Source organism: Paucisalibacillus globulus, assembly GCF_900184735.1.
Classification (GTDB): Bacteria; Bacillota; Bacilli; order Bacillales; family Amphibacillaceae; genus Ornithinibacillus; species Ornithinibacillus globulus_B.
Genome location: NZ_LT855395.1, coordinates 153,628 through 166,879, shown reverse-complemented (window position 1 = coordinate 166,879; position 13,252 = coordinate 153,628). Strand labels below are relative to the sequence as shown.

The window sequence follows — 13,252 nt, the reverse complement described above, 5'->3', positions numbered from 1 at the left end:
TAATTTTACTAGAATATAATATATCACATCTAGCAGACAGAACTTTTCTGAAGTCTAGTAATGTTAAAATATTTATCAGTCGCCTATGTATATTGAAAGGAATGGTCCCCAAAAAATGAGTTATGGAAGTATCAGTATAATACCTGAGACGTTGACGCCTATTTCGGAAAATGACGAGTTATCCATTGGTCAGATTATCTTACTACTATCCCAAGAACATGAAGAGGAAGAAGTGGTTGATTTAACGCGTAAATACTGCTTACAATCATCCTCTAATGAGATTCAGAAAAAGGGTATGGAGTTTTTATATATGAATGGTTTTTTTGATGATCTTAGAATCCTCATCACGAAAAACCAACTATCGAACCATCCATCCAACCAGCTATGGGCTGAGGTATATCAAATTATTTTAGACCGCCGTGATCGGAAATATTCGGTAGGAGAGATGCGAACACGTTTACAAGAAATGATTCCTACTGATCCAGAATTAAAATGTTTAATTGAACTTGTTATCGTGGACACCTATTTTAACCAAATGGATTTTGGTCAATTTGGCAACTTTTTAGAAAAGCAACAGGAATTATTTGAACCGATTCAAGATAATTTTATTCTTTCCAGCTTTAATTTAAGGACTTACCAAAAATTATTCATTTATTATTGGACACGTAATGAGTTAATCATGGCTAGAAAATATGCCTTTAGGGCACTAAACCAAACAAACAGTCCGACCACAAAAGTGAGTTTACATATGAACCTAGCATTAACCTATTCTTTTGATACGTACTATCAAGGCATGTATCATTTAAAAGAGGCGCTAAAAATCGCTGAAAAGTTTAATTTGAATAAATTTATCCACTCTATTAAAGATAAATCCATTCCATTTTTTGCTGCTCACTTCGGTAGGCCAAATGGGGTGGAGTCGAGTGATATAAGTGAACAAGCACATCTCGAAATCGCAAAAGGAAATAATGAGAAAGCAATTGAGTTATTAGAGGATATCTATACCGAAAGCCCATTTAAGATGTATTATATGGGACTTGCCAAGAAGGATAAAAACTTACTATCGGAATCATGCCGAATGTTTGTGGAAAGAAGTGACTACTTCTTTAGCAGATTACCGATGAATGCAATTAAAAATTTAGGTTTATAAAAAGCCCATAACGGGAATAAGGTGGACAAGCGATGATGGAATTCAACTCGACTAGATTTTCAATAATATGAGGGAGGAGGAATAACATGAAAAAAATCAAAACTATTTCAGTTACAGCACTATTAGGTTTTGCATTGCTTTTCACATTAATTCAGCCTACAAGCTCATTATTGGCAGATCCCGAGTACGGAGAGTTAGATAAAACTGCATGATATATAAATTTAAAAGTTGAATCCATTCATATAAAACCAAAAGTTCTATACATCTATTAGTATAGAACTTTTGGTTTTATTTTTTATATAGGGGCTCTTTTAAGGATAAATGATGAAAAATTCAAAATAAAATAAAAAACTACTTGTCCTCTCGACCTTTCCGTCCTTTTTTTATCATATTCCTGCCCTCACGATAATAAAATGTTACAAACCAAGCATTAAAGTCAAGTCTGAGGTGAGAGCTTATGTGGCTCTTTATAACACATCCAATTTGCTTGATTACATATTGCCTCAAAAAAGAATATCCTAAAAGTTTAGTCGTTTATTTATCCTAACTTTCTATGTACTGTTGTTCACAAATTGCTATAAATATGTAACTCAACTTCCAAGTAACCACACTAACAAGCCACTGAACACCCATCCATGTCCTTTTATAGCAGGGGTGGGCTACCTGAAAAATGGCACGTTCATTTTTTAGATCACCTAGTCTCATGTCTACACCTCAGGGAAATATTCAACTAGGGAGGCGAACGGTGTGCACGATTACATCAAAGAAAGAACTATCAAAATTGGCGAACATATCGTCGAAACGAGGAAAACCGTCCGAGTGATAGCCAAAGAATTTGGTGTTTCCAAAAGCACAGTCCATAAAGATTTAACCGAAAGACTGCCAGAAATCAACCCAGAATTAGCCCAACAAGTAAAAGAAATTCTGGAGTACCACAAATCCATCCGACACCTACGTGGCGGAGAAGCAACCCGCAAAAAGTACAAAACCAGCGACACAGAAAAAGTAACAACCTAGAACTAACACCAAGATTGCCGGTCACCATCATCCTCTAAAGGAGGTGAATGTGAGTACTTATTTAATTGGGATGTTAGAAATGGAAAATAAGCTGTATGAAGACGGTATGACGGAAAACACATCCAGATGTTGGGTGTGTTTTTTGTTTGGATTGTTGGGTTGTGATGTCGTTATGTGGGAGCATTTGCCCGAGTCCTGGGATGATGGGCCTGAAAACTTGGAACAAGCGCCCGAGCTCCTGCGGGATGCACCTGAAAACTTGGAACATGCACCCGAGCTCCGGAATCATGTGCCCTTAAACTTAGAGCATGCGCCCAAGCCTCGAGAACATGAACCGGTAAACTTGGATCATGCACCCAAGCCTTGATAACATGAACCCGTAAACTTGGAACATGCGCCCAAGCCCCGAGAGCATGAGCCCGTAAACTTGGGTCATGCGCCCAAGCCTTGAGAGCATGAGCCCGTAAACTTAGATCATGCACCCAAGCCTCGAGAGCATGAGCCCGTAAACTTAGATCATGCGCCCAAGCCTCGAGAACATGAGCCTGAAAACTTGGATCATACGCCCAAGCCCCAGGAGCATGCACCCGTAAACTCACAGCATGCCCCCGCCCCCAAGAAGCATGTGCCTGTAATCCTGAACCATGCGCCCATGCCTCGGGACCATGCGCCCGTAAACTTGAAGCATGTGCCCAAGCCAAGGCTTCATGCTCCCACAAACATAAACTATGAGCCCAAATCAAGCACCATATGCCTCAATAGTCCAACCACTGATTAATGATATTCAACATTCAATCATTAAAAATAGATCGTTTCCCAATAGAAACAAAGGAATCTTGAGGAAATTTTTCCAATGGAGGACTGTGATATTTTCTGGAGTAATTTCTTCCGGAGTGTTCTAAATTCATGGAGTAAAGAAGACGACGGGCGACTTTTGGAGATTTGATTTGCAGGAGTTCGCGGCATGCTCTGTTCGTAATCGTAGGTTCATATAGTAAAAAATAGTCTAGAATTTTCTGCTCGTGGGCTTTTGGATCTTCCCAACCACACTTTGGACATTTCCATTTTCTATTCTTATACTGTATTGGGAATATCTCACATTCATTGCATGCTATTCCCTTTATCAAATGATGATCTTTGATATTGAATTGATTCATTAAATCAGGTTTATGGGGTGTATTATCTCTTAGCAACTTTTTATTTAACTTCCGAATTGTGGTGGAATCAAATATGCCTTTAGCATACGATTCATAAAGTTGATCGAGAATGGTGGGCAAAGATTCAAGTTGCACAAATTTTATGGGCATTGTAGTTTCATCCTTATAACTAAGAATGGAGGAAGGATTTGTCGATACTCCGACTGTTTCGATGGGCATTGGAGGAAACCCGGATTGCTGGAGCCATAATGTTAAATGCCTTTTCTGCGTTTCGGCCTGGAGTATTGGGTTTTTCTGACCTTTCTTCTGATCTCCGTCAATCTGAATAAGCTGTTGGGTTTTCGGATTGTACTCCAGTTCACCTTTAAGATTTTTAATTTCTAAAATGAGAATAAACTTTGGGGTTACTAATAATGTGTCAATTTGGAAGTGGAAGGGGCCAACTTTCAAGCGAATTCCTTGGAAAATATAAGCGTTCTTGTGAGGATAAGTGGAAAGAATGTAATCTGCATTTCTTTCACCACGATAACCAGCCCGGTAGCTAGCAAATTCGTCTTGCAGGATTTTGTTTTCACGTAGATGTGGGAGAAGCCACCTAAACAGTGCCTCATAACATAAAACAGAGTAGGGTTTGGTGCGAAGTAAAACTACTTTCTTCAATAAAAATCACTCCTTATTATATTTGTTCTTTAACTAATTCTACATAATTCTATTAAATCCTCCTTTATTTTCAAATTTGTATTGGAGTATGTGACTAAAGTTATGAACCAAGCTCCCATAAACATAAAGTATGTACTTGAATTAATTGGACATGGTAGATAAAACATCCGGTATGTACCCTTTCTCATAAAACATCTGCCGATCAATTAGTTACATGAACCCAACCGAACAAAATATAGACCATCATGTTATTTTTAATGTTGGAGTTGCTTTTTAGCATCTGCTAAGTGTAGTAAGCATGGACTTGTTAATGAAAAACATGCAACCAGTTATGAAAAGCATGTGCCCGGAAGTTCAGAGCAACTTACTGTAATTTGTCAATATGCTCCCTATTAACTAAAACATGTTACCATTGCAATATAACATGTACCCTGAATTCTGGAGGATGCGCCCGCAGCACCGTACCATGTGCCCGCGCCACCCGAGCATGTGCCTGCAACATTCAACCATGGGCCCGCGTCACTCAACGATGAGCCCGGATCACCAAAGCATGCGCCCACAGCACCCAACCATGAGCCCAACCCACCCAAACAACAGCCCGCACCACACCCCAATCCCACCTCTATACCCCATCCCCACCCCAACTAAACAAAAATTTCCATTTCTTTTTAAAAATATTGCAGTTTTATGTCAAATTTTGTGGTAATATATGATATAAGTAGCATTGTGTTTTTTGACAGGTGCGGAACGTAATAAACGAGGAGGATTTTGATGTTTTCTAGGGATATAGGAATTGACCTTGGAACTGCTAACGTGTTGATTCATGTGAAGGGAAAAGGAATTGTATTGGATGAACCATCGGTAGTAGCAATGGATCGTAACACTGGCAGAGTGCTTGAGGTTGGAGAAGCTGCTCGTCGTATGGTTGGACGGACACCAGGAAATATTGAAGCAATTCGCCCATTAAAAGATGGAGTAATTGCTGATTTCGATGTGACGGAAGCAATGTTAAAACATTTTATAAATAAAATTAATGTGAAAGGATTTCTTTCTAAGCCTAGAATGCTGATTTGCTGCCCTACCAATATTACTAAAGTAGAGCAAAAGGCAATCAAAGAGGCTGCAGAGAAATCTGGTGGTAAAAAAGTATACCTAGAGGAAGAGCCAAAAGTTGCTGCGGTTGGTGCTGGTATGGAAATCTATCAGCCAAGCGGTAACATGGTGGTTGATATCGGTGGGGGAACTACTGATATTGCGGTACTTTCCATGGGTGATATTGTTACTTCCGAGTCGGTTAAAATGGCTGGGGATAAATTTGATGTAGAAATTTTACAATACATCAAACGGAAATATAAATTACTAATCGGGGAGCGTACTGCTGAAGATATTAAGATTAATATCGCAACAGTTTTCCAAGGTTCTCGTAAAGAAGAATTAGATATTCGTGGTCGTGACATGGTGACAGGTCTTCCTCGTACTATTACAGTGTATTCTGATGAAATTGAAGAGGCTCTTCGTGAGTCAGTTTACTTGATTGTACAGGGTGCAAAAGCTGTTCTTGAGCGTACACCACCTGAATTATCAGCTGATATTATTGATCGCGGGGTTATTTTAACTGGTGGTGGTGCGTTGATTCACGGAATCGACCAATTACTAGCAGAAGAGCTTAAAGTACCTGTATTCCTTGCTGAAGAGCCAATGCATTGTGTGGCAAAAGGAACAGGAATCATGCTTGAAAATATCGATAAAATCGAACGTAGAAGAAGTATTGTCTAAACAGTTTGGGAACTCCTAGATGAGTTCCCATTTCCAATACAAATAAAGGAGGACGAATTGTAATGCTAAGAGGTTTTTATACAGCAGCGAGCGGAATGCTTTCGATGCAACGACAACAAGAAGCATTAGCTAATAATATTGCCAATGCGAACACACCAGGTTATAAAGCGGACCAAGCTACATTACGATCGTTTCCCGAAATGCTTTTATACCAAATGGGCTCCCAAACGATCCCAACGAAGAATCCAACAAATCTACCAGTACAAAATCCAATTGGATCAATCAATACCGGTGTTTACGTACAAGAATATGTTCCAGATTATGTGCAAGGTGCACTGAAAGAAACGGGTGTATCTACTGATTTGGCCTTAATAGACGGTGTTTTACCGGATGAGACAGGAAGCATTTTCTTTACGGTACAAGATGAAAATGGAGCGCCACGTTACACAAGAAACGGGAACTTCACGGTAGATGGCCAAGGATTTCTAACAACCACACAAGGATATTATGTGCTGAATCAAGCTGGTAACCCGATTCAAACAGGAGGAATGGAATTTACTGTGACTCCAGAGGGACAACTACAACTTGGTGCACAGAATATTCAATTAGGAATTGCCTATTCTGCTGATGCCAACCAAATGGAAAAAGAAGGCAATGGACTATTTAACGGGGAAGCAGGGCCTGTACTAGCTGGGGTTACCTACACCGTACAGCAAGGTTTTTTAGAGCAGTCTAATGTCAATGCAGTCCAAACGATGACACAAATGATGGAGTCATATCGTTCATTTGAGATGAATCAACGAGTGTTAAAAGCATACGACGAAAGCATGGGGAAAGCAGTAAGTGAAATTGGTCGTATCGGTTAGACTTAAAGTTAAAGGAGGGGAACGTCTTGTCTAGAACTATGATTCAAGCTGCCGTTACCATGAATCAGCTCCAACAAAAAATGGACTTAATTGGTAATAATTTGGCCAACAGTCAAACTACAGGATATAAAGCTAGAAATGCAGATTTTTCATCATTATTATTTCAACAAATTAATAACATGACCGACCCTGCCAATGCACAAGGTCGACTAACGCCAGATGGTGTTCGCGTCGGTTCCGGGGCTAAGCTTGGTTCGATTAATGTAGACCTATCATTAGGTACGTTGAAAGAAACAGGGCGCGCTCTTGATGTTGCGCTAATGCAGCCAAACCATTTATTCCAAATCTCCGTTACAGAAAATAATGTGACTGAAACTCGTTACACAAGAGACGGATCCTTTTATTTAAGTCCACTTGCCAATAATCAAGTCATGCTGACAACAAAAGATGGTGACCCGGTACTAGGAGCAAATGGTCCGATTACATTTGCAGATGGCTTCAATGAAATTCAAGTTACTGATGATGGCCAAGTGACCGTAAGACGTGGAACAAACACTGAGGTTGTGGGGCAATTAACAGTAGTCGAAGCGGTTCGACCACGATTGCTTGAAGCAACTGGAAACAACAACTTCCGTCTTCCAAACTTAGCAGAACTTGGATTTAACCAAGCAGAAGTGATTCAAGGTGTCCAAGCCTCAGTCAAAAGTGGTACACTCGAAACTTCCAACGTAAATATGTCCAAAGAATTAACGGATTTGATCACGACCCAACGTGCTTACCAATTTAATGCACGAACCATTTCCATGGGAGATCAAATGAGTGGATTAATTAACCAATTACGTTCTTAATAGGAAAAAGATGATTGACGCACATACTGACAATAACTTATAGTATAAAAGAGAGTATGGTACGGATTTTGGTCTAGCTCATGGGTTCGGGCTTTGCTATGATTTGTTACGTAGGAAGATATAATGTAATCTAGAAATAGGTGAACCAAGTTATGTCCACAACAGAACAAGTTGATAAAACAAAGGAAGAAAAACAAGAAACACCAACAAAGAGTGCACCAGTTGAGGTAGAGCCGACTCCACCCAAGCGTGTACCAATTGAAGGTGTAAAAGAAGAAGAACCAACACCTGCTACTGAACCAAAAGCAGAAGAGGTTGCTTCTGAAAAGAATGCTTCCTTAGAAAAAGAAAAAAAAGAGCAGAGAAGACGTAGATCTGCCAGTGCTGAAGTCGAATTGACCGAAACACAACAACAAACAAGAAAAGAACAAAAGAAAAAGCAAAAAGCAGAAAAGAAACAACTAAAAATACAGAAACGCAAAAATAAAAAGCCAAGACTTCGTATTTTCCCAATTTGGCTTAGACTTATTATTGTAGTAGCGCTATGTGTTGCTGCTTTAGCTGGTGGCTTAATGTTCGGATACGGTGGACTAGGCGACGGTGAACCAAGAGATGCATTAGAATGGGAAACTTGGCAACATATCATTGATATCGTATTTAAGGAAAGATAATATGGACCTGTACTCTTAGGAGTGCAGGTTTTTTGGTTATTTGGCAGGGATTTTTCCCTCATAGATAGAATGATAAAGAAAAGGAAAGGGGATTATCATGTTTTTTCTCCAAATGTCCGGTTTTCCAGGTTCCGGAAAATCTACTCTTGCACGTGAAATTGCGAAACAAACAGGAGCAGTATTAGTTGATCATGATGTAGTAAAATCTGCATTGCTTGAAGAAGTGTCGAATATAGATCGTAAAGAAGCGGGAATTTTTTCCTATAACATTGACTGGGCCATTGTAGAATCTAATCTATCCATTGGCCATAGTGTGATTCTTGATAGTCCCTGTCTATATGATGTCATGATTGAAAAGGGAGAGTACTTAGTAGAAAAATATAAAGCAAAGTACAAGTACATCGAATGTGTTCTAGAAGATTTCCAAGAAGTAAACAAAAGGTTAAAAAATCGAGAAAAGATGGCTAGCCAAATTAGCGAAATAAAATCAAAGGAAGCCTTCCAACTAACACTAAAAAGTAGTAAGAGACCCAACAAACACGCCACGCTCATTATTGATACAAGTCAGCATCCTGATACCTATTTGAGCAAAGTAATGGATTATATCAATGAATAATATTTATACCCAAGTCCTAATATCTGGTATAATAATAAAAAAGTATACATAAAGGAGTTTTTACATTGGATATAAATGAAATCAAAAACACAATCCCCCACCGTTATCCATTTTTATTAGTGGACAAGGTGTTAGAAATGGACGAAGGACAACGAGTAGTAGGTCTCAAAAATGTTTCCGCAAATGAACCATTCTTCCAAGGACACTTCCCAGATTATCCAGTAATGCCTGGTGTTCTAATTGTCGAAGCACTAGCTCAAACAGGAGCTATAGCCATGTTAGGAAAAGAAGAAAACCGTGGAAAAATCGGATTCTTAGCCGGAATTGATAAATGTCGCTTCAAGCGCCAAGTGAAGCCAGGCGACCAACTGCGATTAGAAGTAGAAATCACTCGCGTAAAAGGACCAGTTGGAAAAGGAAAAGGCATTGCAACAGTTGATGGAGAATTAGCATGTGAAGCAGAGATTACATTTGCTATTAAATAATTTTAATTTGAAGATGCTGCCATGCTGAGTGTGGTGGCATTTTTTGTTTTGTTGGTGTTGGGGCAGATGTTTGGTGGTTTTGGTAGGATGATTTTAGTGAATGGTCAGATGTATTGGTGGCAAGGTAACATGGTTTGGGAATATGGGTACAAGCTATGTAATATTGGTCCCATATTCGCGTGGAGTGGTCACATGCTCACACTGGATGGGCGCATGTTTTTGATTATAAGTCACAAGCACTTACGATTTGGGCACAAGGTTTTGATTATAAGTCACAAGCACTTACGGTTTGGGCGCATGGTTTTGATTATAAGTCACAAGCACTTACGTTTTGGGCACAAGGTTTTGATTATAAGTCACAAGCACTTACGATTTGGGCACAAGTTTTGGATTATAAGTCACAAGCACTTACGGTTTGGGCACAAGTTTTGAATTTTAAGTCACAAGCTCACAAATAATGGTCACATACTCAAAACTTACAGCTACATTCTCCCTAAACCTAAGCACAAACAACAAAATTCCCAGCACAAATCCACACCAAATCTAACCTCCCACAACCTAATTTCCCACCAAACACACACCAAATACATAATTTTTCTGTAAAAAATCCGTATCAGTATTAGGAATTAGGGTTAAACTATTCGCGATAAGTTATTATTACAAGGAGGAATTGTCATATGACTAAGAAATGGCTTATAAAATTAGGTGCGCCTGTATTAGCATTATCACTTATGGCAGCATGTGGTGACGACGATACGGAAGATCCTATCGATGATCCTGCCGGTGACGAGGCTCCATTAAATCAAGAAGATGATAATGGTATCGATAACGACCTTGAGAATGGCGGCACAGATGATGACGGTAATGATATGGACGGCACCGATGGTCTTGATGGAGATAATGGTGACGATGGCCTATTAGACGGTGACGACGAAAATGGTAGCGAAGATGGAAATGGCCTAGGTGATGATAGCGATAATCACGGGGGCGAAGAAGTAGGTCCAAATGACGATAGAAATAAAGACGATGAGAACAAATAAATTGCAATTAATAAATCCCCTGGCGTAACGATGCTAGGGGATTATTTTTCGCATTTGTAGGTAACTTACAATTTAATGTCCACGCTCTTTCCAAGTGTTGGATGTGGAGCATCTGCAACTGATTGACTTAACATTTCGGTCAGTTGGTTTCCTTGTTGATTCATGAGATTTTTAATATTAGCCATCATCGCCAAGCTGGCATCTGAGCGCACCTGACTATTTGCCATGACAACTGAAAGTGCTGCAATATCCATTTTGAAACCTCCTCATATCCGTTATCCCTATTGTAGCATACCATCGAACGAGTACCTATAATTTTCTAAGATGCTTCCCTTTTAAGGAGAATAATAACCCTATAAGTAGCAAAAATTAGACTGAATGGGAGAATTGTGATTAAATTTTCTTATGTGTTAAGAAAAGTAAAGGTATGGTGATGGCATTTTGGACATCCCACTGGTATCCATCAGTATTGTTCTTATATTAATTATTGCAAATGGCGTGTTTGCCATGACAGAAATTGCAATCGTAACATCTAGAAAAGCAAGACTTGAAAAAATGGCCGAGGATGGCGATAAAAGGGCAACTTTTGCGCTTAAACTAGCAGAAGAGCCTAACCAACTATTATCGACAATCCAAATCGGTATAACCTTAATTGGGGTTGTAACGGGTGCATTTGGTGGAGCTGCTATCGCTAGTCAATTGGCACCACAAATTGCAAAAATTGAAGCACTTGCGCCATTTAGTTCACAAATAAGTATGTTTATCGTTATCGCAATCACAACTTATTTATCGTTAATTATTGGTGAATTAGTGCCAAAACGAATTGGGATGAACAATCCCGAAAAAACAGCACTATCCGTGGCCAAACCAATGTACTACTTCTCGAAAATTGGTAAGCCACTTATTATCATTTTAAGTAAATCAACCGAATTTGTACTAAAAGTATTCGGTATTAAACAAAATAACGAACCAAATGTCACCGAGGAAGAAATCACTCAGTTGATTGAGCAAGGTGTCTACAGTGGAGTCGTAGAAGAAATTGAGCATGAAATGGTGGAGCAAATCTTCTACATGGGTGATCAACGATTAGGTGATATCCTTACCCCGAGAACGTATTTAGAGTGGATTGACCTAGAAGATTCGCTCGAAGAGAACCTAGAAATCATGAGCACCAGCAATCACTCAGCATTTCCAGTTGGAGAAGGAAGCCTCGACAACTTCCGTGGCATCATTTACACGAAAAATGTCTTTTCCGAATTACTAAAAAGACAAGACTTCAAGTTAGAAGACTTGGTGGAAAAAGCCCTCGTACTTCCAGAAACAATGATGGCATTTCAAGCCCTAGAAAAAATCAAAGTTTCCGGAAAGCATCAGGCAGTTGTCATAGACGAATACGGTGGAATAGAAGGATTTGTCAGTTTACATGACTTTATGGAAAGCATTGTCGGTGATATGCCGGACTTAGAAGATATGGATCCTAAAATTATCAAACGCGACGAAACTACTTGGCTAGCTGACGGACTAATTTCGCTGGAAACATTCAGACGATACTTTGACATTGATGAATTAGAAGAACTACGTAGCGAATCCCACACCCTTGGAGGCTACATTACGACTTACATTGGTGATATTCCTAAAGTCACAGATACAATCGAAGTAGAAGATTACCTTCTAGAAGTCGTGGATATGGATCGTGCGAGAGTGGATAAAGTATTGGTGACGAGGTTAGAACAGTTGGAAGCTGATGAAGAATAGATGATAGGAAAGGGATTGGATGTTGAATGCCAGTCTCTTTTTTGTTTTGTGGAGTGTAATTGGCTTTTTAGCAATTTGTTATTTGCTTGGTCACTTAGAGCATGTGCCAGAGATTTCCGGACATGCGCCTAAAGTGGTCGAGGATGTACCCAAGATTTCCGAGCATGTGCCCAATATGGCCGAAGATGTACCCAAGACCCCTGAGCATGCGCCCAACATGGCCGAGGATGTACCCGGAACCTCCTAGCATGTGCCCAACATGGCCGAAGATGTACCCAAGACCTCTGAGCATGCACCCAATATAGCCGAAGATGCACCTGAGACCTCCGAGCATGTGCCCAACATGGCCGAGAATGTACCCAAGACCCCTGAGCATGCGCCCAGCGTGGCCGAGAATGTACCCAAGACCACTGAGCATGTGCCCAACATGGCCGAAGATGTACCCAAGACCACTGAGCATGCGCCCAACGTGGCCGAAGATGTACCCAAGACCTCTGAGCATGCGCCCAAAATGGCCGAAGATGCACCCGAGACCTCCGAGCATGTGCCCAAAATGGCTGAAGATGTACCCAAGACCACTGAGCATGTGCCCAACACGGACGAGTATCTACCCGGAACCTCAAATCATGCACCCAACATGATCAAGCATGCTCCCAAAAACCCCAACCATGTGCCCAAACCCCAGCACCATATGCCCAAACCCCAGCACCATGCGCCCAAGCCCAACCACAGTCAACATCATCCCACAAAACACCTCTACAACTGCGTCCGCCGTCTCTTCCCAGTCGTTTTCAACATAATCTGATTCAATACTTCAGAAAACATCAGTCCCATTGCAATACCACCAGCCAAAAGCATTACCTTAGCGGAGTACTGAACGGCGTTTAAGTAATCATTTTGTACAAAGCTGCGCATGGCATTATACGCCATTCCCCCTGGAACAAGCGGAATAATGCCAGAAACATTGAAAATAATAATGGGGGTTTTGTACAGTTTGGAAAACCCTCGACTGATCATGGCAACTAGAATTGCTCCGACGATGGTTGCAGGTACGGCGTCCACACCATTTTCCACCAATAAATAATAAACAATCCAACCAGCCATTCCGTTAAAGCCACATTGAAGTAATACTTTCTTAGGTGCATTAAATAAGATTCCAAACCCTGCTGATGATATAAAGCTCGTGATAAGCTGGGCTAATATTGTCATTC

18 protein-coding genes are annotated in these 13,252 nt (G+C 40.3%); 14 read left to right on the top strand and 4 right to left on the bottom strand.

Features of this window, described 5'->3' with window-relative positions:
* Positions 1-115 precede the first annotated feature (115 nt).
* The 3 genes from BN999_RS15080 to spoIIID all read left to right on the top strand — a co-directional run bounded on the left by BN999_RS15080 (position 116) and on the right by spoIIID (position 2,167).
* On the top strand, positions 116-1,150 hold the full coding sequence (locus BN999_RS15080; protein ID WP_096272655.1) for an AimR family lysis-lysogeny pheromone receptor: 1,035 nt from the start codon (positions 116-118) through the stop codon (positions 1,148-1,150).
* A gap of 86 nt (positions 1,151-1,236) precedes the next feature.
* Positions 1,237-1,362, top strand: a complete 126-nt coding sequence (locus tag BN999_RS21090) for a hypothetical protein (RefSeq protein WP_255247489.1) — start codon at positions 1,237-1,239, stop codon at positions 1,360-1,362.
* 535 nt (positions 1,363-1,897) lie between these two features.
* Entirely contained in the window at positions 1,898-2,167 is a 270-nt protein-coding gene (spoIIID, locus tag BN999_RS15075; RefSeq protein WP_096272653.1) for a sporulation transcriptional regulator SpoIIID, read from the top strand.
* Between the two features lie 170 nt (positions 2,168-2,337).
* Here spoIIID and BN999_RS15070 read toward each other — a convergent pair whose 3' ends face one another.
* Together BN999_RS15070 and BN999_RS15065 are read right to left on the bottom strand one after the other, a co-directional pair.
* The gene (locus BN999_RS15070; protein WP_217988487.1) at positions 2,338-2,766 is read right to left on the bottom strand and encodes a hypothetical protein; all 429 of its coding nucleotides are present in this window, start codon (positions 2,764-2,766) and stop codon (positions 2,338-2,340) included.
* Between the two features lie 192 nt (positions 2,767-2,958).
* On the bottom strand, positions 2,959-3,984 hold the full coding sequence (locus BN999_RS15065) for a nuclease-related domain-containing protein (protein WP_096272649.1): 1,026 nt from the start codon (positions 3,982-3,984) through the stop codon (positions 2,959-2,961).
* Between the two features lie 771 nt (positions 3,985-4,755).
* On the opposite strand from BN999_RS15065, the gene BN999_RS15055 reads away from it, so the two are divergent.
* The 8 genes from BN999_RS15055 (at position 4,756) to BN999_RS15020 (ending at position 10,286) form a co-directional block, all read left to right on the top strand.
* The gene (locus BN999_RS15055; RefSeq protein ID WP_096272645.1) at positions 4,756-5,760 is read left to right on the top strand and encodes a rod shape-determining protein; all 1,005 of its coding nucleotides are present in this window, start codon (positions 4,756-4,758) and stop codon (positions 5,758-5,760) included.
* A 62-nt stretch (positions 5,761-5,822) separates the two neighbouring features.
* Positions 5,823-6,626 carry a flagellar hook-basal body protein gene (locus tag BN999_RS15050; RefSeq protein ID WP_096272643.1) on the top strand — a complete coding sequence of 268 codons (804 nt, stop codon included), beginning with the start codon at positions 5,823-5,825 and terminating at the stop codon, positions 6,624-6,626.
* A 26-nt stretch (positions 6,627-6,652) separates the two neighbouring features.
* Positions 6,653-7,474: a flagellar hook-basal body protein gene (locus BN999_RS15045; RefSeq protein WP_096272641.1), complete on the top strand. Its 822-nt coding sequence runs from the start codon at positions 6,653-6,655 to the stop codon at positions 7,472-7,474.
* 152 nt (positions 7,475-7,626) lie between these two features.
* Complete coding sequence (locus tag BN999_RS21180; RefSeq protein ID WP_096272639.1) at positions 7,627-8,145, top strand: DNA-directed RNA polymerase subunit beta; 519 nt, start codon at positions 7,627-7,629, stop codon at positions 8,143-8,145.
* Between the two features lie 97 nt (positions 8,146-8,242).
* Positions 8,243-8,761 carry an AAA family ATPase gene (locus BN999_RS15035; protein WP_096272637.1) on the top strand — a complete coding sequence of 173 codons (519 nt, stop codon included), beginning with the start codon at positions 8,243-8,245 and terminating at the stop codon, positions 8,759-8,761.
* Between the two features lie 65 nt (positions 8,762-8,826).
* On the top strand, positions 8,827-9,246 hold the full coding sequence (gene fabZ / locus BN999_RS15030; RefSeq protein WP_096272636.1) for a 3-hydroxyacyl-ACP dehydratase FabZ: 420 nt from the start codon (positions 8,827-8,829) through the stop codon (positions 9,244-9,246).
* 179 nt (positions 9,247-9,425) lie between these two features.
* Positions 9,426-9,704 (top strand): hypothetical protein, encoded by a 279-nt coding sequence (locus tag BN999_RS15025; protein WP_096272634.1) that lies wholly within the window; start codon positions 9,426-9,428, stop codon positions 9,702-9,704.
* A 273-nt stretch (positions 9,705-9,977) separates the two neighbouring features.
* A complete protein-coding gene (locus BN999_RS15020; protein WP_217988486.1) occupies positions 9,978-10,286 on the top strand; it encodes a hypothetical protein in 309 nt (102 codons plus the stop codon).
* 65 nt (positions 10,287-10,351) lie between these two features.
* Here the strand turns inward: BN999_RS15020 and BN999_RS15015 are convergent, their stop codons facing one another.
* Positions 10,352-10,540 (bottom strand): YjfB family protein, encoded by a 189-nt coding sequence (locus BN999_RS15015; RefSeq protein ID WP_096272630.1) that lies wholly within the window; start codon positions 10,538-10,540, stop codon positions 10,352-10,354.
* 187 nt (positions 10,541-10,727) lie between these two features.
* Between BN999_RS15015 and BN999_RS15010 the strand changes: the two genes are divergently transcribed.
* From BN999_RS15010 to BN999_RS20740, 3 genes are read left to right on the top strand one after another with little or no spacing between them, the layout of a single operon-like run.
* On the top strand, positions 10,728-12,041 hold the full coding sequence (locus tag BN999_RS15010; protein ID WP_096272628.1) for a hemolysin family protein: 1,314 nt from the start codon (positions 10,728-10,730) through the stop codon (positions 12,039-12,041).
* Positions 12,042-12,060: 19 nt separating this feature from the next.
* The gene (locus BN999_RS15005) at positions 12,061-12,288 is read left to right on the top strand and encodes a hypothetical protein (RefSeq protein ID WP_096272626.1); all 228 of its coding nucleotides are present in this window, start codon (positions 12,061-12,063) and stop codon (positions 12,286-12,288) included.
* Between the two features lie 12 nt (positions 12,289-12,300).
* Entirely contained in the window at positions 12,301-12,846 is a 546-nt protein-coding gene (locus tag BN999_RS20740) for a hypothetical protein (protein ID WP_176481997.1), read from the top strand.
* Here the strand turns inward: BN999_RS20740 and BN999_RS15000 are convergent.
* Complete coding sequence (locus BN999_RS15000) at positions 12,798-13,250, bottom strand: threonine/serine exporter family protein (protein ID WP_096272624.1); 453 nt, start codon at positions 13,248-13,250, stop codon at positions 12,798-12,800. The two genes, BN999_RS20740 and BN999_RS15000, sit on opposite strands and share 49 nt — an antisense overlap.
* Positions 13,251-13,252: the final 2 nt, after the last annotated feature.

Excerpts from the sequence above, each read along its gene's own strand:
- BN999_RS15080 (WP_096272655.1), top strand. The coding sequence starts at position 116 with ATGAGTTATGGAAGTATCAGTATAATACCTGAGACGTTGACGCCTATT.
- BN999_RS21090 (WP_255247489.1), top strand. The coding sequence starts at position 1,237 with ATGAAAAAAATCAAAACTATTTCAGTTACAGCACTATTAGGTTTTGCA.
- BN999_RS15055 (WP_096272645.1), top strand. The coding sequence starts at position 4,756 with ATGTTTTCTAGGGATATAGGAATTGACCTTGGAACTGCTAACGTGTTG.
- BN999_RS15050 (WP_096272643.1), top strand. The coding sequence starts at position 5,823 with ATGCTAAGAGGTTTTTATACAGCAGCGAGCGGAATGCTTTCGATGCAA.
- BN999_RS21180 (WP_096272639.1), top strand. The coding sequence starts at position 7,627 with ATGTCCACAACAGAACAAGTTGATAAAACAAAGGAAGAAAAACAAGAA.
- BN999_RS15035 (WP_096272637.1), top strand. The coding sequence starts at position 8,243 with ATGTTTTTTCTCCAAATGTCCGGTTTTCCAGGTTCCGGAAAATCTACT.
- BN999_RS15020 (WP_217988486.1), top strand. The coding sequence starts at position 9,978 with ATGGCAGCATGTGGTGACGACGATACGGAAGATCCTATCGATGATCCT.
- BN999_RS15015 (WP_096272630.1), bottom strand. The coding sequence starts at position 10,540 with ATGGATATTGCAGCACTTTCAGTTGTCATGGCAAATAGTCAGGTGCGC.
- BN999_RS15005 (WP_096272626.1), top strand. The coding sequence starts at position 12,061 with ATGTTGAATGCCAGTCTCTTTTTTGTTTTGTGGAGTGTAATTGGCTTT.
- BN999_RS20740 (WP_176481997.1), top strand. The coding sequence starts at position 12,301 with ATGGCCGAAGATGTACCCAAGACCTCTGAGCATGCACCCAATATAGCC.
- BN999_RS15000 (WP_096272624.1), bottom strand. The coding sequence starts at position 13,250 with ATGACAATATTAGCCCAGCTTATCACGAGCTTTATATCATCAGCAGGG.